Genomic DNA, 20,791 nt, shown 5'->3' with positions numbered 1-20,791 from the left:
GGGTTCGATTCCCACGCAGTCCCGCCAATCCAGTTATATCAAGGGTTCTAACGAATTCTTTTATTACATAGATCTGAGGGCACTCGGTCTTTTTTTATTGCCAAGTGCCCAAAAAGTGCCATTCTTCCTTTTGTGCCTTCTTTACCTAATCAAGTAGAGTATCTAAGGTGTCTACCGCAATCCCCTCTATGGAATCCGTCAGGTGCGAATAGGTGTCCATGGTTACTTGAATTTTGGAATGTCCTAAACGGGCACTCACGATTTTTGGGTGAACATTGGCTTGAAGTAGGATGGTTGCATGAGAATGGCGTAAATCATGAAACAGAATATCTGGAAGATAGGCAGCTTTTATGGCTCTTTTTAAGGCTCTTGAAATTTCAGATGGGGCTATGATGTTCCCTTTGGTGTTGCAAAAGACCAGATCATAAGGATTTAAGCTATCCCCTAGTATTCTTTTCTGATTGTCATGTTCCTCATTGAGTGATGTTAATAACTTTTCCAGTTCTGCCGTTAACTTGATCCCTCTTGGTTTTTCGTTCTTAGGAATAGAATTGAAAAAATATTTGCCATTGGCTTCTGTAATGGTCTGCCGGATATAAAGCCTTTGCGTGTGAAAGTCCACTTTCTTCCAAGTCAACCCAATTAACTCGCTTTTTCGCATTCCAGTGTGGGTGGCAGCATAGATAATGGGGTAGAACACGGGTGTTTTTTCCTTTGCCGTCTTTAGAAGTAAATTGAGTTGTTCGACGGTGAAAGTATTCATTTCCCGTTTCAATGGCTTAGGTGGTTTGGCCCCTTTTGCCACATTCTTCTCGATGAATTCCCAGTCAATGGCATCATTTAGAGCTTTTGATAGAACACGATGGTGGTGGGTTACAGATTGAGCAGATAAACCGTTCAACCTCTCTTTATAATAGTTTTGTAATTGGGTGCTTTTCAATTCGCGGAGTTGAATATGTCCTAGAGACTGTTGGAGATGAGTTTTTATGATCTTTTCATATTCGGCATATGTCTTAGGCTTCGTGTTCGTCCTCGCATAATTTTTAAGCCAATAGGATAGGTATGCTACCCAACAGATTAACCAGTTGTAAAAAGTTTATAGAGGAAGAATTAACATGAAAAAAGTATCTTTTTTTCAAGTTTCACAGCTTTTCTACATGCTGAATAGACTAGTTTAACGGAATCTTATTTAAAAAGGCATGGTGGAGGGAAAGAGCTTGAAGATATACCAAGTGAAAGGGTCGCCAGATAGTGTAATGGAATTGTTGGAAATCACAGCGAATGGGAAAGTGAAGGTTAGGGATATCAACAATGATGAGGTCATTGAAACAACAGTGCAAGCCTTTGAAATGGCATTTGAACCAATTTCAGATTATTCCTTTATTGCGAAACAACAAGCAAAGGCACTAATGATAAATCATAGCGTACCAGCGGATATCAATGAAATGATCGAAAAATCTCAGATTAAAGTTGTTAAGGCTTTTGGAAGATGCACAATGGTTGCAGTCAAGCTGCCCAATGGGTTTATCATCACCGAATCTATATCCAGTGTAGATGAGGCATCCTATAACAAAGAAACAAACACTCAGATTTGTTTGGAACGGATTAAACATAAAATTAGTGAGCTTGAAGCTTACAAAACTCAAAGTCTAGCGATACAGTCAAGTAATAAGAATCAGGGAAAATAAAATTGCTGAGCTGAAAAAGGAAAATAAAAAATTTCTAAAGTTGATTATGATGAAGCGGTTAATGAAAATAGAAATGTAATAAAAAAGCTACAACCAGAAATTCTTGAAAAGAAGGATATGTTAAAACGATACACAAAAAGTACAGAGATGGTTGAAAAGTCCAAAATGAGAAAATTTGCTTATGCCATTTATAAGCCAGGACCACCTAAGACCTTTATATTATCCATGAGAAGCACTGAATTAGAGCCTTGTGACATTTGAATTATCCGCTGACAATGGGTAACAGTGTCATACCGTTATTGACGGCGGTTGAGGTTACAGTTTCGTACCCTTCCCTTGACTGAATATTAATTTTTAAGCCCTTATATTATTTGGGCCATTTCTTTTTTATTTTGTTGCTAAACCTACTGGATTTTAGTGGATTTTTACTTAATAGTATGCGTCTGTCCACTTGAATAATTTTGTTAAAACTTCCCCCCTAAAAGGCCCCATTTAATTTGGGGAGAATACAAATTTCTAACAAAGCAATGATAGAATAAAAAAAACCTAGAAACTGCGTTATATTAACGCTTCTAGGGTTTTTGTGATTGTTGTTTAATAAGCAAATTAATTAACGTGAGTAATACTCAATGTTTGTTAGAATTAGTCTTTGCCTTGATTAATGTCCGAAGTAATAAGGCTTCTTTTAAGGATTCCTTTAGTTTTGATTGATGTACTTCCTAATTTTATGGATATTCAAAACTACACATATTCGTGCAGATTACCATGTAATCTTTTAGTTTCATTTCATATTATAAAGGTCCTTGTTGACCTACATGACCTAAAAGAAATCAATAATAGAATGGATTTCATAAAAGGATAATCGTTTATTTATACCATTTAACTATGTGCTTTGGTGCCATGCTTGGTGCCCAAATTATTAAAATTACGAATCACAAGAAAAAACTAGATAGCATGAAAGCTTGATTTATCAAGTCTTGAGGGTACATCAAGATACTAGAAAAACAGGTACCAGCAAACTTCAAAACTGCTTGAGACCTGCGTGCCAAGTCTGGTGGGTTCGATTTCCACGTAGTCCCGCTGAACACGATTGATGTTAAGTTCAGCGGGAGAAAGACTTCCTTAATAACACTAAACATTCACAAATGTTGTTTTCTCAATGTTTGTGAATGTTTTTTTGTTTGAGGGAAAGAGTACATCATACCACTCTTTTTATGGTTTAACAGGGAAGTGATCGGTACCACGCTGGTTACATCCCTCTCATTTTATTATTTTTCCTTGACAATCAAGGCTGAAATCCAGCCTTCAATCCCGTTTTCGGTTTGAACTTTTTGCCACTTAATTCCTTTGGAATCTACTTGTTCTTCATTCAAAAAGTTCATGAATTCTCCATTTGTAATAGTGTAGAGACGGGGAGCGGTTAATCTGGGAGCTTCACGAATATTTCCGCCTTCTTCATATTCCTTATTTAAAATTAATTCTTTTTGTCACAAATATGGTACAGCGGTGGAACAGGTTAAACAGGGGCAAGTCATTGGAAAATGTGGCAGTACCGGTCCTTCTACGTGTATCACCTTACACATTGAAATTCAATTTAAACGGCAATACAGTTCATTCTTTTCCGTACATTTAGGGGTGAAAAATGAAAAAACAGCTATTTTAAATTAAAATATCTTTCTGGACCTTCACGTGATTTTAGTTTATAGACTAGTTTGTGCGGTATGGTCTCAGTCTTTCACTTTTCTCATTTTTATCCCTCTCGTTGGCTGTGTCATGAGACTTATTCAAGATTAATGAGGTTTCATTTTTTTTAACGTGACTATTTCCCTAAGTTATTAATCTATAATTAGTGTGTTAAGAAAGCAGCTAATTCTTTGCTCTTTTGTTTACGATCCTTGCGCATTATTGCTCGGTCCGGTGCGGATTCATGCAATTTTTTCTCTTCTCCAGTTTCAGGAATGACCTCTGGAACATGTGCTGGACGTTTATGCTGATCAAGTGCAACAAACGTTAATAGAGCAGTAGCTGCAATTCTACGTTCACCACTTTTTAAATCTTCAGCAATAATCTTTACAAAAACCTCCATGGATGATGTACCTGTCCATGTCACATAGGATTCAAAACAAACCGAATCTGATGTATGAATGGGACATAAAAAGTCTACTGAATCGGTTGAGGCAGTTACACATTCCCTGCGACTATGACGAGCTGCGGAAATCGACGCTACCTGGTCCACATCACTCATTAATCGTCCCCCAAATAATGTATTGTGATTGTTTACGTCATTTGGAAATACACGACTTGTTCGTATAACTCTGGACTCTCTACAAAACTTTGCTTCCATCAAATTCCCCCTATTTATCCAGACATCTGGCACTATATTGCAAACGCTCCGAGAATTTTCTTTAAAAAGTTCATCCTCTAAGCTTTTCTTCTTCTAATAATAAAGATTCTGGATTTCACTCCTGGACAGTTATGTTACTTTGAAAATTATTAAACCAACGAGTAACTCCCTTCAGAATTATTGGGGCGTTGGAAATGAAGTCAAGTGCAAAAAACAAAAATGACTTTTGAAAGGATCAATCCACCTCATGTACTTTCTAGTTTTGCCATTCCAACATAAGTTGCCCAAGCCCCAACAATTCCAATAAAAGTGCATTTTCATCAATCGTTTTGTTTCTTTATTTATTCAATTTTGAATTTAAGCTAGGACAGGTTGTTGTTCTTCCCTTAATACCAACAAACGCTCTTTGATTTCGTGTATATTAACAAACCTTTGGGAAACGCCTGTTACCATTGCGGCATTAGCCACGGCTGACGCTACATAAGCCGCCACTCTTGAATCAAAAGGGTCCGGAATTACATAATTAGGATGAAGTTCTTCAGCTGCAATTAATCCGGCAATTGCATACACGGCTGCCAGTTTCATTTCTTCGTTTATTTCTTTCGCTCTCACATCCAAAGTCCCACGGAAAATACCCGGAAATGCGAGTACGTTGTTGACTTGATTAGGAAAATCGGAACGTCCAGTCCCGACTACAAGTGCTCCTGCTGCCTTTGCCTCTTCCGGTAAAATTTCAGGCACCGGATTGGCCATTGCAAAAATAATTGAATTTTCATTCATAGAACGAACCATTTCTTTTGTTAAGGCACCTGCAGCTGATACCCCAATAAACACATCTGCTCCCACAAGTGCATCGCCTAATGTTCCTTTCATCCGTTGATTATTTGTAATGCGGGCCATTTCCTCTTTAAATGGATTCATTCCCAGTGGGCGGCCACTATAAATGATACCTTTTGTATCACATAAAATTACGTCCTTTACCCCGATATGAATCAATAGCTTGACAATGGCGACACCTGCAGCCCCCGAACCGTTTACCACAACACGAATTTGATCAATTCTTTTGTCAGCCAATTTCAGTGCGTTGATTAACCCGGCAACTGTTACAATCGCAGTGCCATGTTGATCATCATGGAAAACGGGAATATCACACTCTCTCCGTAACCGAGACTCAATATCAAAGCATTGAGGTGCTGAAATATCTTCCAAATTCACTCCGCCAAATGTAGGTGCCAATAGTTTAACTACCTCGACAATTTTGTCCGGATCAGTTGTATCAAGACAAATCGGGAAGGCATCGACATCTGCAAATGATTTAAACAATAGCGCTTTCCCCTCCATAACGGGCATAGCAGCTTTCGGTCCAATATTTCCAAGCCCTAATACAGCTGTTCCGTCTGAGACAACGGCAACGAGGTTGCCTTTTATTGAGTAGTCATACACTTTGTTTTCATCTCTATAAATTTCCAGACACGGCTCGGCAACCCCCGGAGAATATGCAAGGCTCAAATCCTTTGCATCGCGTAGGGGAACCTTTGAATGAACGCCAAGTTTTCCTTGCTTTTCCTTGTGTATCTTTAATGCTTCTTCATGTAAAATTGACATAAACTTTTCTCTCCCATTTATTATTGATAATAGAATTATTAATATTCCGGAAATTTAAGCAACTATTTTTATATTAATTTCATTGAAGTTAAAAATAGATAGATTTATCAAAGAATAGTTTTGTATAAAAAAGGATCATTTTATCCTAATTAACATACAAATACCTAATTAGTAACTAGCCGGGAATCATTGATGTAAGCGATTTTAGAAAGAATTTTACAGCCTTTCATGTTTTTGAAAGCCTCTCTTGCTTTTTCTTCTGTCTCAAATTCAAACATGGTAAAATTTGAATCTAAATAAAGAGCTATAGTCCACATGAAAAATCTCCTTTACTGATAAGTGGCCGTAAGAACGCAATACCACTCAAGTACTTTTCATATTGTTCTAACACATAGCCAAGGTTGGAGCGATGAAATTTATCAAACGATTTTGCTGCATCCTCAGTTTCCCCATTCCCAATACCTCCATGATTATATTCCTTCCTGTGTGTTGTGTCTTAATCTAAAGAATAATAATGCTTTACGGATAAGGATAATACAATTATCAGAATAATTAAAATTGCAAAAAATTATACTTACTTATAAAAAAATTCTATATGGGAAAAAGTGGATATATCATCAGATGAAATATTAATGGTCCTTCATATCAAAAAATTTTACGAACAGCTAAGCTTTGAATAATCATAAACATGAACTGTACCAAAGATAATGAAGTGGCTGGTAAGATAAAATTAGGAGTAACCAATTATTTTACGAATTGATGGGATTAGTTGCTAGAGATGGGAATGTTATTGTGACCCTAATATTTTTCTAATATTCATTTAGGGAACCTGAATTATATCACGCTATCCAGCAGGGAGAAGGGATTGAGAGTGCGGGAGAAATCTTTTCTACGGCACTAAACCGACTTGGCTACTTTTTATATGCATACCGTCACTTTTCGTCTCGAATTAAAGGCGGTCATACAAATAATAAGGTTGAGTAAGTATAATTGCTGATGACCTTGATATATTAGTAGTCTTTGATCAGGAAACCATAGATCTTTGAGGAAATATAATGAAGGAAAATAACCGCATTAACAAAAAAAGAAGGCATCAGATGATGGCTGCTTTTCCCTTTTCAAACATTTAAGGGTTCTGATTGAATTAGTTAAAACGGACCTTGGAAAACTACAAAGATTTACCTTGTTCTGGATTTTATTAGGATCAATTTTTATGATTATTGCAGCGATTTTAACTGGAGCAATGGCTTTAGGTAATTAATTCAGAATATTCTGATATATATATAATGGTAATATCTACAAACCTCTGTCTGGAAAGTAGAGGTTTGTATTAAATTTGAGAGAACTAATTTGATATGGCCAGGAGTTAATGGTGCCATGCTTGGTGCCCAAATTTTAAAAATTACAAATCACAAGAAAACACTACGAAGCGGGAAAGCTTGATATATCAATACTTGAGGACACTAGAAGATACAAGAAAAACAAGTGCCAGCAAACTTCAAAACTGCTTGAGACCTGCGTGCCAGGTCTGGTGGGTTCGATTCCCACGCAGTCCCGTCATATATTCGATAATAATTGCACATACACAGGGCTTTTACCTGTGTGTTTTTTTGCGTAATTAGAAATTTTTACGCTGAACTTCTCTGCTTTTTTCATGTCGCTTTCCTATTATCCTTATTTAAATGAAACAGCATATACAACTGCTTAGCAAGAAATTGCGGTGTATAAGGCATGTCCTTACGTAACCATGCAACGATCGTGCCGATAAGAGCTGATGAACCGTGCCAAATAGCAATATCCCTTTGGATATCGGTAGTAGCGAGTATGGAGTCTATCTCCGTTCTCTCTGTTATTGATTTCGTAAGGATATTTAATAAGCGCTCAGTAAAAATTGGCGTTCGTGTGGAACCAAGAAACACTTTATAGAATTTTGCATTCTCGGCTATATGCTCAAGCAGGTTAATAAGTTTCAACGAATCAATTTCTTCAGAGGAATTCATGTTTGTAGTCGTACTCATCATAATGCTCTCAATATCCTCGGACATTTCCTGCGCCATTTTCTCCAGCATGTCTTGTATATCATGATAATGCAGATAAAACGTAACACGGTTGATCGTTGCGCGTTCAGCAATCCGGTTAACCGTTATTTTATTGATTTCCATCTCCTGAAGCAAATCTATTAAAGCGTCTTTTATTAATTGGCGTGTACGAAGTACCCGAGGATCTACTCGCGTCTTTTCATTTTTTGTCATGTCTAATCACCTTTCCTATTAATAGGTAATTTACAATAATTTTAGTTCTGTCTATTTATTTCAACTTTCTCAACAATATTGAAATAAATGAAAACTAATTTACACTTCTCAAGAAATTGTCTGTTGTCAGAAGCAACGGTCTTATTATAATGTAATTTATACAATGTTAATTATTAAACACATTGTAAAAAAAGTCTATATTCAAGTTAGAAAGGATAGGAGAGAATTGAATAATAATCCTAAAACTGTCACAAATTCGATAAAAAAAGGACCTATTATGTTCATTATGATTTTAGGTGCTTTCATTGCAACATTAAACCAAACGCTCATGAGCGTCGCTACTCCTGAGCTAATGGTTGAATTTAAAATCTCAGCTGCGACAGCACAGTGGTTAACGACAGGTTACATGCTCGTAAACGGTGTCTTGATTCCGATTACTGCGTACTTAATGCAGCGGTTTACCACGCGACAGCTCTTTCAAGCTTCCATGTTTATCTTTCTAGCCGGAACCATTGTTTCAGCTATAGCGTCGGAATTTCCATTATTATTGACCGGACGCATGATTCAGGCGGCTGGTGCAGGAATCATTATGCCGCTGCTTACGAATGTCATTCTGACCATCTTTCCTCCCAACAAAAGAGGAGCAGCCATGGGTATGGTCGGGCTTGCGATCATTTTCGCCCCAGCCATTGGACCTACACTTGCCGGTTACATTATTGAAAACTACAAGTGGGAAACGATGTTTTACGGGATGATTCCATTTGCTGTTCTAGTTATTGTATTGGGATTCATCTATCTGCAAAATGTTTCTGATCGAATCAAGACCAAACTTGATATGTTAAGTGTTATCCTCTCTACCATTGGTTTCGGTGCCTTGCTTTATGGGTTCAGCCGAGCTGGGAGCCTTGGATGGTCGGACATGGAGGTACTAAGTACGATGGCTGTTGGAGTCTTGTCCCTAGTACTCTTTTCATGGAAGCAGATGAAATCGCAAAATCCACTCCTTGACTTGCGTGCATTCAAGTACAATATGTTCTCCTTAACAACCATTATCAATATTGCGGTTACGATGGTGATGTATGCAGATATGATGCTGCTTCCGCTTTACCTTCAGAATATCCGTGGGTACTCAGCAATTGAGTCCGGTCTTCTCCTTCTTCCAGGTGCGCTAATAATGGGCTTCCTTATGCCAGTTACAGGGAAGTTGTTCGATCGCTTTGGTGCGAAATGGCTAGCTGTTATCGGAATGATTATTACCATTCTGACAACATTTGGCTTTACCAACTTGTCAGATTCGACAAGTTACACCTATTTGGTCCTCATGTCAACAGGGCGCCGCATTGGAATGGCCTTGATGATGATGCCCTTACAGACCGCTGGTTTGAATCAATTGCCACAAAAGTTAAGTGCTCACGGAACAGCCATAAGCAATACCATTCGGCAAGTGGCTGGTGCAGTCGGAACTTCACTTCTCGTTACCGTTATGTCGGACCGGACGAAATCACATCTGCAGGATATGGCTCCTACTGCAGCTGCTAAAGGCTTTACCCAAGGGCAGCTTATTAAGGAAGCCACCATTCAGGGTATAAATGACGCCTACCTTGTCATTATTGGGATCGGCATCATCGGATTACTTCTGTCCTTCTTTATCAAGAAGGTTAAACAAGCTTCCGAAAAAGAGGCCAAAGCCACTTTGGGAAAGGTATCACAAAGAAGCTTGGAAACTACCTAACTTAACCAACATCCATTGTATGGAAAAGTTTAAATAGAAAATGATAAACAATTGGAGGAATTAATATGAGACTTCAAAATAAGGTAGCCGTAGTTACCGGTGCTGCTTCCGGCATGGGGAAGGCCATTGCGATTCTTTATGCGAAAGAAGGAGCAAAAGTAGTAGTTTCTGATATTAACATTGAAGCAGCAACTATTACAATAGAAGAAATAAAGTCTAATGGTGGGGAAGCAATAGCGGTTATGGCGAATGTTGCGAAAGAAGAAGATATACAAAACCTTATTAACACAGCCGTTAATACTTTTGGAACATTAGACATCTTAGTCAATAATGCGGGAATAATGGATAACTTTGAACCTGCTGTTGATATTGAAGATGAGAAATGGGAAAGAGTTTTTGCGATTAATACCACGAGTGTCATGCGTGCAACACGGAAAGTTTTACCTATCTTCTTAGAAAAACAAGATGGAGTTATTATTAATGTAGCTTCAGCCGGTGGACTTCAAGGAGCTAGAGCAGGAGCTGCTTATACAGCTTCTAAGCATGCAGTTGTTGGTTTTACAAAAAATACAGGATTTATGTACGCAACAAAAGGTATTCGATGCAACGCAATTGCGCCAGGTGGAGTTGAAACAAACATCAGTTCTTCAATGACGGGTGTTAACGAATTTGGCATGGGACGCATTCAAGCAGGATTAGGAATAAATCCTCGAGTAGGTAAACCAGAAGAAATTGCAAATATAGCTCTTTTTCTTGCTTCTGATGAATCAAGCTTTGTTAATGGAACAGTTATTACAGGAGATGCAGGTTGGACCGCTTATTAATTTAGTACATTAATAAATGTGTTAAAACCGTCGAGATTTATCTTGACGGTTTTTTGATAGTTTGTGAAACATTGTTCTTAAATAACGGGTGTTTATATTTAAGAATCTAGCTGCAATTGAAAAGGAAGAAGAAATCACATTTATAGCAGAAGGAATCGATGAACAAAAAGTTATTTATGTTTTGGAAACATTCATGTTAGGTGGGAAATAGAAATTTTATTTCTGGCGTGACGTGGAGATAAACATTTATGCTGTAAGAATTTAAATAAAAAGACGAACAGTACAAATCCTGTTCGTCTAAAAAGAAGTGCAAGTTGTAAACATCAAACTAGAATTTTAGAATTATGAATGAATTCTTCCTGTCTTTGCAACTTTCATCGTTTCTTTAATATATTCCGCTGATTGATGTAGCCATTCAAGTTCTTGGGAGTCGAGAGCAATTTCTAATTGTTTTTCTACGCCATTTCTCCCGATGACACATGGCATACTTAATGCAACATCTCCATCGTATCCATATTGTCCTTGTAATGTTGTGGACACCGGATAAACACTGCGTTCATCCAGCATAATCGCCTTTGCTAGTGTAACAGCAGCTTGGGCAACACCTGCATTTGTCCACCCTTTCCTATTTAACACATCAAAGGCTGCCTTTACAACTTGTTTTTTCATACCGTCCCGACTTAATGGTTCTTTTCCTTGAAAAACTTGGTCTAATTCTTTTTCTCCAAACCCTTGCACACTTAAGCGGCTTAGTACTGGGAAAGCTGTATGTCCGTGTTCTCCCATCATATAACCTGTTACACTTTTGGAATCGATGTCATAATTAGTAGCAATTATTTTACGAAGACGTGCAGAATCAAGCATCGTTCCTGTTCCAAATATCCGTCCCTTCGGATAGCCGAATTCATTTTCTGCTATGTACACCATGGTATCTAACGGATTTGTTATGATAATAATGATTGCGTCTTTCGTGTATTTAGTAATTCCAGTCATGACTTCACGAATTACCTCTGAATTGACAACAGCTAATTGTGCCCTGTCCGGCATCGCATCTTCATCACTTTTTATCATGCTGGGACCAGCAGCACAGATAATCACATCTGCATTCGCACATTCGGAATAATCCCCAGCATGTACCGTTGTATTTGACATATATGTAAGAGCGGTTGCATGTTCTTGGTCAAGAGCTTCGCCATAAGCAACATCCTTATCTATATCAATGACAGCTATTTCCGCAAAAAGACCTAATTTCATGGCATCTGCTAGAACATAAGAGCCAACATGGCCTACTCCTACAACAACTAACTTATTTCTTTTCATGGTTTCCCCCCTAATTAATTGATGTCTCTATTTTAACACAATTAAGAAAATTCGAATATTTTTTTTAAACAGTGTTCCTAGAAGCTATATAGGAACTTGTCAGGCGTATATATATGAAAATTGGCTTCAGTTACAATTCCCATTCATTTTTTCTCCTAAATGTTTGCGAAATGGTAGAATAGAGTAAAAAAGACTAAACCTTATAGCACAATTGTTTAATTTGTTGTATTATCGACATCAAACAATTATGTACAGTAATAGATTGGCAATATAATTTTTATAGATAAAATTGTAAAATGTGTCAAATAAGGAGGTAACGCCTTGGTATCATCGAAAGACGTCGCAAAACACGCAGGCGTATCCCAAACGACTGTATCACGTGTATTGAATACGCCAGAATTAGTTAAAAAACCTACTCTTGATAAAGTGATGAAGGCCATTAACGATTTAAACTATATACCGAATGCACATGCACGATCACTAGTTCAAAATAAAACAAATACAATAGCCCTTTTATCCGGACCACTGCACAACCCGTTTTTTGTCGATACCACATCCGCCATTATCACTTACGCTAATGAGATGGGGTACCGTGTAAACGTACAGTACGTAAACGATGAAAAATTGCCTGAAGCATATGCAACTGCTTTTGAAAATAAAGTGGATGGTATCATTCTATCGTGTATTTTGATTAATGATCCGATATTCGATAGGCTCAAACAAATGGATATTCCATTCATTACCTACAATCGTAAGCATAAAAAAAATGAAAACTTTGTTGAAATTGACAATTTTGAAGCTGGATATTTATCGGCAAAACATATGATTGAGCTAGGACATAAAACCCTTGCATGGGTTGGCGGACCTTTGACAGTCAGCTCATTTAACAACCGTTATTCAGGATTCCTTCACGCAATCAAAGATTATAAATTACCATTGTCCGAACAATATATCTTCAACACTGATACTTCTAAGCAAGAAATTTCAGCTGCTTTTCAACGCTTAATGAAACTTGAGCATCGCCCTACCGCCATTTGTGCTGGTGCGGATTCTCTGGCATTAAATTTGATAGACGATGCCATTAGTGAGGATTTCAGAGTACCGGATGACTTAAGTATTATTGGGATTGATAACGTAGACATTAGTCAGCATGGCTTGATCCAATTGACGACTGTAGGCAGTATCTCACAGAAAAATCTAGGACTCTTGGCAATCACTGAATTGATTGAAATGATAGAAAATAAAAAAAATTATTGCATTCAAATAACTGAACCTGTTAAAATATTTAACAGAAGAACAACTAGAAAAATAGAAAATAAACAATAAAGTTGTTTATTTCTTTTTTGCGAAAAAATGAATACGTAACCATTTTGCGAATATTCATAGCTTTAACTTCTTTTAATCTTTCCTTCGTAGGAAAGGAACACCAGAATTTTTTTGCTTTTCTCAAAAATGGTTACGTATTCATAAAAGGAATATGCAAAAGGGGTAGTATGTTCAGGGGAATTGTAAGGGGTTACAACTAAAAAAGGGGGAGAAATTATTTTATGAAATGGAAAAATCGTCCACATGGTGAAGAATCACCATACATGCCAGCGGGTCCTTTTAAAATTAGGCTGCCTTTTATTCATTACCGGTTTGAATGGCCAGACTATGTTCAAGGTTTATTAATGTGTGCAGTAGACTTGGGGGCTATTACTCTATTAGGCCAACATTTACACATGCCATTTGAGGTTGCTTTAGCGGTTGTTGTATTGAATGGGTTGCTTTATTTATTTCACCATATTTTAGGTGATCCCGTTATTCCAGGATGGATTACACCGGCAATTCCGCTGATTGTCTTGTTTGTTACTCAATTTGATGAGGGGCCAGATAGGGTTTATGCACTGATCGCCTTTCAGTTAACATTAGGTATTTTATCCATCATTCTGGGTATTACCGGCTTAGCAAGTAAAGTTGTATATATGGTTCCAAATGCAATTAAGACAGGAATCATACTTGGGGCTGGTATTGGGGCCGTCACTTCCGTTTTTGGAGTAGGCGGACAATTTGAAAAATTCCCGTTCACCATTTCGATTTGTATTGGATTTGCCTTTTTCCTTACTTTTTCAAAGTCATTTGAACGGATTAGAAAAAATAATAAAGGATTTTTATTTACTCTATTAGGAAATCTTGGTATTCTACCCGCTATTTTTCTCGCAGTTTTTGTTGCTCCGCTATTTGGAGAAGCAAACTGGCCTGATATTCAATGGGGATTTAGTAAACCAGATTTTGCGACCCTGTTTGCGGAGTATACTGTTTTCGGATTAGGATTTCCAGCTGTTGCTTTTTTTCTAAAAGCAATCCCTGCTGTGCTGGCTACTTACCTAGTAGTTTTCGGTGATGTTCTTAAAACGAAAGCATTGCTTTCTGAATCCGATGCAGTAAGAACCGATGAAAAAGTGGATTACAATCCAAACCGGGCACATTTAATTTTTGGTGGAAGAAACACACTGATGAGTATGATTGGTCCTGATATTACCATGTGTGGTCCAATGTGGGCCGCGATGCAGGTTGTCGCCATTGAACGCTTTAAAGAAGGAAAAAAAGCCATGAATTCCTTTTTTGGAGGAATTGGATCTTTCCGTTGGGGTACAAATACAGCCCTTTTATTATTGCCAATCGTAAGCTTCGTTCAACCGATTCTAGGCGTAGCTTTAGCTTTGACATTGCTTGTCCAAGGTTACGTAAGTGTCCGGATTGGGATCATGCAGGCACGGAGTCAGCGTGATTTAGGAATAGCTGGAATTGTGGCTGCCCTCCTTGTCATCAAAGGTGCTTCATGGGCATTTGCAGTAGGAATCCTGCTTTGCTTCTTAATTTATGGTAAAGACTTCTTCAAAGGAGAAGTTGATAATACATTTGTAAAAGATTCCTTGGAATCATCTAAAAATGAAGAGATGAAAGAGGTAAGTTAAATGAAAAAGCAATATTACGTTAACGGTGAATGGAAGACTGCAGAGAAATTTGCAGATCTCCACTCCCCTTACTCTAAAGAAGTAATCGCTCAAATTCCACAAGCAACACGTGAGGAGGTAGAACAAGCAATTGACATGGCCTACAACACGAGAAAACAAATGGAAGAACTGACTGCCTATGAGCGTGCAGCGATTTTAGAACATATTGCACAACTATTGATTGAAAATCGACAAAAGGCAGCTGAAATTATCTCGTTAGAAGCAGCAAAGCCAATGAAATTCGCCTTAGGAGAAATCGATCGTACGATTGAAACCTATAAATTTGCGGCTGAAGAAGCCAAACGATTAACGGGAGAAATGATTCCGATGGATGCTGCGAAAAACGGAGCAAATCGCTTTGGTTACACAATCGAGCAGCCACTTGGAGTAATTGGGGCGATCACACCCTTTAACTTCCCGCAAAACCTGGTCGCACATAAAGTGGGACCTGCGATTGCAGCGGGAAATACAATCGTTCTAAAACCGGCATCACAAACGCCTCTTTCAGCCCTGTTTTTAGCAGAATTAATCGATCAAACGGCTTTGCCTAAAGGTGCCTTTAACGTGATTACAGGTAGTGGCAGAACCGTAGGTGATACATTGGTTACCAGTAACAAAGTCAAAATGATCACATTCACTGGCAGCCCTTCTGTTGGGATTGGTATACGCAACAAAGCTGGTCTGAAAAAAGTGGCTCTTGAACTAGGATCGAACGCTGGTTTAATTATCGACAAAAATGTTGATTTGTCCCAAATCGTTCCAAAATGTGTGACAGGAGCTTTTTCAAACCAAGGTCAAGTTTGTATCTCATTACAACGTACCTATGTAATGGATGAATTATTTGATGAATTTATGGAACAATTTACTGATGCTACTAAGCAGTTAGTCATTGGAAGCCCACTTGCAGAAACAACGGATATTTCTGCCATGATCAATCCCGATGAACAGGAGCGAGCGCTTAGCTGGGTACAGGATGCTGCCGCGAACGGCGCTGAAATCGTAACAGGCGGGAAGATTGAGAATGGAGTCTTCAGGCCAACCATCTTAACGAATGTAGACCCGGCTCTAAATGTATCTTGCCAGGAAGTTTTTGCACCAATTGTAGTTGTGAATCGTATCACCTCTGTTGAAGAAGGAATCGCAGCAATTAATGATTCTAATTATGGGCTGCAAGCAGGGATTTTCACTAATGACATTCAAACGGCATTCAAAGCCTCAAAAGAGTTTGAAGTAGGCGGTGTCATGATTAACGATATTCCAACCTACCGTGTAGACCAAATGCCGTACGGAGGCGTAAAAGAAAGCGGAACGGGTAAAGAAGGATTAAAATATGCAATCCATGAAATGACTGAAACGAAACTTGTCGTTTGGAACCAAAATTAAGGAGTGACCAAAATTGTCTGAAAAAATTACCTTTACACCACTTAGTTATACCGGATGGGATTCTTTAGCTCACCTTTTAGAGGAAGTAAAACGCTTTGATGTGAAAAAGATTCTAGTCATAACAGACCCGTTCCTAAAAGACATTGGATTAACAAATAAAGTGGTGGATCCGCTTGAAGAAGCTGGCTATGTAACAGAAATTTATACGGATGTTGTACCGGAGCCCCCTTTAGCTATCGGTGAAAAATTGGTTGCTTACACCCGTGAAAATCTATTCGACATGGTCATTGGTGTGGGTGGGGGAAGTGCGTTAGATTTAACAAAGCTTGCAGGGGTATTAGCGTCACATGAAGGTAAAGTAGAAGATTACTTAAACTTAACCGGTACGAAAAAGATTACGAACAAAGGACTTCCTAAAATCTTAATTCCTACAACTTCAGGGACCGGTTCAGAGGTGACGAATATTTCCGTTTTATCCCTGGAAACGACTAAAGATGTCGTTACGCATGACTACTTATTGGCTGATGTTGCAATTGTGGACCCTGCTTTAACGATTTCATTACCACCAAAAGTAACAGCGGCAACAGGCGTTGATGCACTTACACATGCAGTAGAAGCTTATGTTTCTAAAAATGCGAGTGTAGTTTCTGATGCATTAGCATTGCAAGCCATTCGCCTCATCAGTAACTCGATTCGCACAGCTGTATCGAACGGTAAAGACAAACAAGCTCGTACGGATATGAGCTATGGAAGTTACCTTGCAGGTCTTGCCTTCTTCAACGCTGGAGTTGCTGGTGTTCACGCGTTAGCTTACCCTCTCGGAGGCCAATTCCACATTGCACACGGTGACTCAAATGCCGTATTGCTTCCATATGTATTTGGCTATATTCGCCAAAGTTGTGAAAAACGAATGAAAGATATCTACGATGCAATGGGCTTTAGTTCTGCGAATCTTTCACAAGAGGAAGCATCATATAGATGTGTAGCGGAATTAAAACGATTAGTAGAAGATGTAAATATTCCATCTTCTTTAAAAGGATTTAACATTGCAGAGGATGCACTTGAAAGTTTAACGAATGATGCGGTTGAGCAAAAACGTATTTTAGCTCGTAGTCCAATGCCTTTATTAAAAGAAGATATCTATACCATTTATAAAGCTGCATTCGATGGCGTAGTTGTTGAAAAATCGAGAGATAGTAAGATTGCAGCTCATAATTGAAGTTTTATGGAGCATTTAAGAGGAGTTAGAAGATGTGCCGAAACTAGCAGTGCGGTTCAATTTGCACTGCTAGTTTTTATTGAAATCAATTATAACTTAACTATATCTGATTAAACTAATGTAAATAAATGTAGAGAAATGGTAATCAAAAGAAGTCATTTAAAGATTTCTCCAAATCATATACCTTTTGAACACCCATCATTTGTTCTTATTTCAAGGCGCTTTGGCAGTGCCTTTTTTGTGTTTATAATTCTTGAAATGACTAACTTGCTGGTGTTTATTTGTTGATTTATATGAAAAGTAAAATGATAGAAATCATTGAAGAGATGTTTTTCATCGAGTTCATGTTATAGTAGAAGCGCTACGAAATGATCCATCCTCTAAAAAACACCTTGGATTGTAGGTTTTGCCAAGCCCTCAGTTTGTTTTAAGGGCCATGAATCGCTCAAACATTTCAAACAGAATTGATTGACAGAGAGATTCTAAATAGTAAAATAACTATTATTTAAGTTTTGTCTGATAATATAAATGATTAATCTCAATCTTTTAGATAGAAAATAAATGGTGAATTTTGAAAGGGGATACATGAATTTGAACTCAAAATATCTAGATTTACTTGTCCAAAAATATGATTGTGAAGAAAAAGTGGTAACTGAAATTATTAATCTGGAAGCCATTCTTAATCTGCCAAAGGGTACAGAACATTTCGTCAGTGATTTACATGGGGAGTATCAAGCTTTTCAACATGTGTTAAGAAATGGTTCAGGGAATGTAAAAGAGAAAATCAGGGACTTGTTTCAAGATGTTTTATTTGAAAAAGAAATAAATGAATTTGCGACATTAGTTTATTATCCTGAAGAAAAATTAAAATTAATTAAAAATCATTTTGGCAATGAACAGGAATTAAACCAATGGTATATAGTAATCATCGAGCGGATGATAAGGCTTATTTCTCATGCTTCCTCCAAATATACACGTTCGAAAGTACGAAAAGCATTGCCGAGTCAGTTTGTGTTTATTATAGAAGAGCTGCTTTACAAAGCGAATCAATCTACAAATAAGGAGCAATATTATACAGAAATTGTCCAGCAGATCATCTCCTTAGGTCAGGCTGATAAGCTCATAACGGGGCTTGCGTATACAACTCAGAGATTGGTTGTCGATCATCTTCATGTAGTTGGGGATATTTATGATCGTGGCCCCGAACCTGATAAAATCATGGATACGCTGATCAATTATCATTCCGTTGATATTCAGTGGGGTAACCATGATGTACTATGGCTAGGTGCATTTGCTGGTTCAATGGTTTGTCTCGCTAATATAATTCGTATCTGCGCAAGATACGACAATCTGGATATTATTGAAGATGTATATGGAATCAATCTTAGACCCCTGCTGAATCTTGCGGAGAAATACTATGAGGATAATCCAGCTTTCAGACCTAAGGGACATTCAGATAAGAAACTATCTGATCATGAAAAATTACAAATAACGAAAATTCATCAAGCAATTGCGATGATTCAGTTCAAACTTGAAATGCCTATTATAAAGAGACGCCCATATTTTAATATGTCAGAAAGGCTTTTGCTTGAGAAAATTGATTATGACAAGAACGAAATAACGATTTATGGGAAAACCTACCCTCTAGAAAATAGTTGCTTTGCAACGGTAAATCCCGAGCAGCCTGATCAATTATTAGAAGAAGAAAAGCAGGTTATGGAAAGATTATTATTTTCAGTCCAGCATTCAGAAAAGCTGGCCAGACATATGAATTTCCTTATGAAGAAAGGGAGTCTTTACTTAAAATATAACGGGAACCTATTAATACATGGTTGTATTCCTTTAGATGAAGAAGGGAATATGGGGAAAATGGTTATTGAAAATAAAACCTATTCAGGTCGTGATTTACTTGATGTTTTTGAACAATATTTACGCCATTCTTTTGCACATCCTGAAGAGACAGATGATCTTGCGACAGATATGGTCTGGTATTTATGGACAGGAGAATATTCATCACTCTTTGGAAAAAGAGAAATGACAACTTTTGAGAGGTACTTTATTAAGGACAAGGCAACCCATAAAGAGAGAAAGAACCCATACTACCATTTACGCGAAAATGAAGATTTCTGCCGCAAAATCCTAACTGAATTTGATCTGAATCCTGACCATGGTCATATTATTAATGGCCATACACCAGTTAAAGAAATTGAGGGAGAAAATCCAATTAAAGCAAATGGTAAGATAATTGTGATCGATGGAGGTTTCTCCAAAGCATATCAATCAACAACAGGTATAGCAGGATATACGTTACTATATAATTCCTATGGTATGCAACTGGTCGCCCATAAGCATTTTAATTCAAAAGAAGATGTTCTACTTAGCGGGACAGATGTTTTATCAATAAAAAGATTGGTGGATAAAGAATTAAAGAGAAAAAAGGTTAGAGAAACGAATGTTGGAGAGAAATTATTACAGGAAATCTCTATTTTGAATAGTTTGAGAGAATATCGCTATATGAATTGACACCAATTAGGACATAGGGACCTTTAAATAAGGAGAGGGGACTATACCCATTGGAGTCCACTCTCCTTATTTAGGTTGTGCTATGAACTGGACAAAGGATCCTAAAATCACGGAGTTTGTTGCATTCATTGCGACACTAAGATGGTAAATATCCCTCTCAATTTATTATTTTTCCCTGACAATCAAGGCTGAAATCCAGCCTTCGATTCCGTTTGCGGTTTGAACTTTTAGCCACTTAATTCCTTTGGAATCTACTTGTTCTTCATTCAAAAAGTGCATTATTTCTTCATTTTTAATAGTGTATAGATGGGGCGCGGTTAGTGTGGGTGCTTCACGAATATTTCCGCCTTCTTCATATTTCTTATTTAAAATTAATTCTTTTTGATCAGGGGAAGCCTCGGATGCTTGTATGTGCACATGTTCTTGGTTCAACCATACCTCAGCTTTCTTCCATTTTTCTGTGTACCACTCATTTGGATTGTTCATGATTGCTGCAGTAAGCAAAATCACTAAAGCTGTGGCAGAATAGAAGGTCCATCTTTTAATCCTGGTCTTATTCCTTTTCCGTTTCATGAAAAGCTGAATGATTTTGTTGAAAAAACTTACGAACAAGGCAAACATTCCTTCAATGATATCAATCCAAATAGATATGCCCGCTTTTCCTGCTTCTCTCCGGCTCCTTTGCATCGTGCAAAGAAGTGCCATGATTGGATAAGAAATGAGATAAAGTATTTTTTTCAACAAACGGCACAACAAGTTTAAGATGGGAGGAACAATGTACAACAAAATCAGCCTTGCGAGCTGCAGGAGCACAAAGAGAGCCAAAAAAATACGCAACCATTCCGGAAGGACAGAAATAAGTGACCAGATCCAAAAAAGCTGATTTAAAATGGATTCCACAATCG

At 37.7% G+C, this 20,791-nt stretch carries 16 protein-coding genes and 2 pseudogenes; 9 read left to right on the top strand and 9 right to left on the bottom strand.

All coding sequences use genetic code 11. The features are described 5' to 3' along the window. Positions 1-145 precede the first annotated feature (145 nt). Both KW850_RS10255 and KW850_RS34250 read right to left on the bottom strand, forming a co-directional pair. Positions 146-901: a tyrosine-type recombinase/integrase gene (locus KW850_RS10255; protein ID WP_218347461.1), complete on the bottom strand. Its 756-nt coding sequence runs from the start codon at positions 899-901 to the stop codon at positions 146-148. A gap of 15 nt (positions 902-916) precedes the next feature. After that, a pseudogene (locus KW850_RS34250) lies at positions 917-1,078 on the bottom strand (tyrosine-type recombinase/integrase); the annotation flags it as partial. 139 nt (positions 1,079-1,217) lie between these two features. Between KW850_RS34250 and KW850_RS33330 the strand changes: the two are divergent. Then, positions 1,218-1,688 (top strand): Gp49 family protein, encoded by a 471-nt coding sequence (locus tag KW850_RS33330; RefSeq protein ID WP_256358184.1) that lies wholly within the window; start codon positions 1,218-1,220, stop codon positions 1,686-1,688. 1,268 nt (positions 1,689-2,956) lie between these two features. On the opposite strand, the gene KW850_RS10245 is transcribed toward KW850_RS33330, so the two are convergent. From KW850_RS10245 to KW850_RS10230, 4 genes are all read right to left on the bottom strand, one after another. Beyond that, positions 2,957-3,130, bottom strand: coding sequence for an SH3 domain-containing protein (locus tag KW850_RS10245; RefSeq protein ID WP_308128783.1), 174 nt, complete (start codon positions 3,128-3,130; stop codon positions 2,957-2,959). Between the two features lie 404 nt (positions 3,131-3,534). Further along, a complete protein-coding gene (locus tag KW850_RS10240) occupies positions 3,535-4,032 on the bottom strand; it encodes an acyl-CoA thioesterase (RefSeq protein WP_218347460.1) in 498 nt (165 codons plus the stop codon). A 357-nt stretch (positions 4,033-4,389) separates the two neighbouring features. Next, positions 4,390-5,637 (bottom strand): NADP-dependent malic enzyme, encoded by a 1,248-nt coding sequence (ystJ, locus tag KW850_RS10235; protein ID WP_218347459.1) that lies wholly within the window; start codon positions 5,635-5,637, stop codon positions 4,390-4,392. Between the two features lie 164 nt (positions 5,638-5,801). Beyond that, the gene (locus KW850_RS10230; RefSeq protein WP_218347458.1) at positions 5,802-5,954 is read right to left on the bottom strand and encodes a hypothetical protein; all 153 of its coding nucleotides are present in this window, start codon (positions 5,952-5,954) and stop codon (positions 5,802-5,804) included. 529 nt (positions 5,955-6,483) lie between these two features. On the opposite strand from KW850_RS10230, the pseudogene KW850_RS10225 reads away from it, so the two are divergent. Continuing rightward, positions 6,484-6,680: pseudogene (locus tag KW850_RS10225) on the top strand (2-oxoacid:acceptor oxidoreductase family protein); the annotation flags it as partial. Between the two features lie 609 nt (positions 6,681-7,289). On the opposite strand, the gene KW850_RS10220 reads toward KW850_RS10225, so the two are convergent. Next, positions 7,290-7,889, bottom strand: coding sequence for a TetR/AcrR family transcriptional regulator (locus KW850_RS10220; RefSeq protein ID WP_218347457.1), 600 nt, complete (start codon positions 7,887-7,889; stop codon positions 7,290-7,292). A gap of 277 nt (positions 7,890-8,166) precedes the next feature. On the opposite strand from KW850_RS10220, the gene KW850_RS10215 reads away from it, so the two are divergent. Together KW850_RS10215 and KW850_RS10210 are read left to right on the top strand one after the other, a co-directional pair. Continuing rightward, on the top strand, positions 8,167-9,621 hold the full coding sequence (locus KW850_RS10215; protein ID WP_256358183.1) for a DHA2 family efflux MFS transporter permease subunit: 1,455 nt from the start codon (positions 8,167-8,169) through the stop codon (positions 9,619-9,621). A gap of 65 nt (positions 9,622-9,686) precedes the next feature. Next, positions 9,687-10,445 (top strand): SDR family oxidoreductase, encoded by a 759-nt coding sequence (locus tag KW850_RS10210; protein ID WP_218347455.1) that lies wholly within the window; start codon positions 9,687-9,689, stop codon positions 10,443-10,445. 342 nt (positions 10,446-10,787) lie between these two features. On the opposite strand, the gene KW850_RS10205 is transcribed toward KW850_RS10210, so the two are convergent. Beyond that, the gene (locus tag KW850_RS10205; RefSeq protein ID WP_218347454.1) at positions 10,788-11,765 is read right to left on the bottom strand and encodes an L-lactate dehydrogenase; all 978 of its coding nucleotides are present in this window, start codon (positions 11,763-11,765) and stop codon (positions 10,788-10,790) included. A 321-nt stretch (positions 11,766-12,086) separates the two neighbouring features. Between KW850_RS10205 and KW850_RS10200 the strand changes: the two genes are divergently transcribed. The 5 genes from KW850_RS10200 to fbp all read left to right on the top strand — a co-directional run bounded on the left by KW850_RS10200 (position 12,087) and on the right by fbp (position 19,886). Continuing rightward, a complete protein-coding gene (locus tag KW850_RS10200; protein WP_218347453.1) occupies positions 12,087-13,091 on the top strand; it encodes a LacI family DNA-binding transcriptional regulator in 1,005 nt (334 codons plus the stop codon). A 221-nt stretch (positions 13,092-13,312) separates the two neighbouring features. Beyond that, the gene (locus tag KW850_RS10195) at positions 13,313-14,722 is read left to right on the top strand and encodes a hypothetical protein (RefSeq protein WP_218347452.1); all 1,410 of its coding nucleotides are present in this window, start codon (positions 13,313-13,315) and stop codon (positions 14,720-14,722) included. After that, positions 14,723-16,144 carry an aldehyde dehydrogenase family protein gene (locus KW850_RS10190; protein WP_218347451.1) on the top strand — a complete coding sequence of 474 codons (1,422 nt, stop codon included), beginning with the start codon at positions 14,723-14,725 and terminating at the stop codon, positions 16,142-16,144. It begins immediately after the preceding gene. A 13-nt stretch (positions 16,145-16,157) separates the two neighbouring features. Further along, a complete protein-coding gene (locus KW850_RS10185; protein ID WP_218347450.1) occupies positions 16,158-17,363 on the top strand; it encodes an iron-containing alcohol dehydrogenase in 1,206 nt (401 codons plus the stop codon). A gap of 591 nt (positions 17,364-17,954) precedes the next feature. Further along, positions 17,955-19,886: a fructose-1,6-bisphosphatase gene (gene fbp, locus KW850_RS10180; RefSeq protein ID WP_218347449.1), complete on the top strand. Its 1,932-nt coding sequence runs from the start codon at positions 17,955-17,957 to the stop codon at positions 19,884-19,886. Between the two features lie 165 nt (positions 19,887-20,051). Here fbp and KW850_RS34040 read toward each other — a convergent pair whose 3' ends face one another. Then, the gene (locus tag KW850_RS34040) at positions 20,052-20,786 is read right to left on the bottom strand and encodes an SH3 domain-containing protein (protein WP_218347448.1); all 735 of its coding nucleotides are present in this window, start codon (positions 20,784-20,786) and stop codon (positions 20,052-20,054) included. Between the last annotated feature and the right edge of the window lie 5 nt (positions 20,787-20,791).

The organism is Bacillus sp. sid0103, from assembly GCF_019219025.1.
Note: the sequence above shows the minus strand (reverse complement) of the source record. Positions and strands in the feature narration are given on the sequence as shown.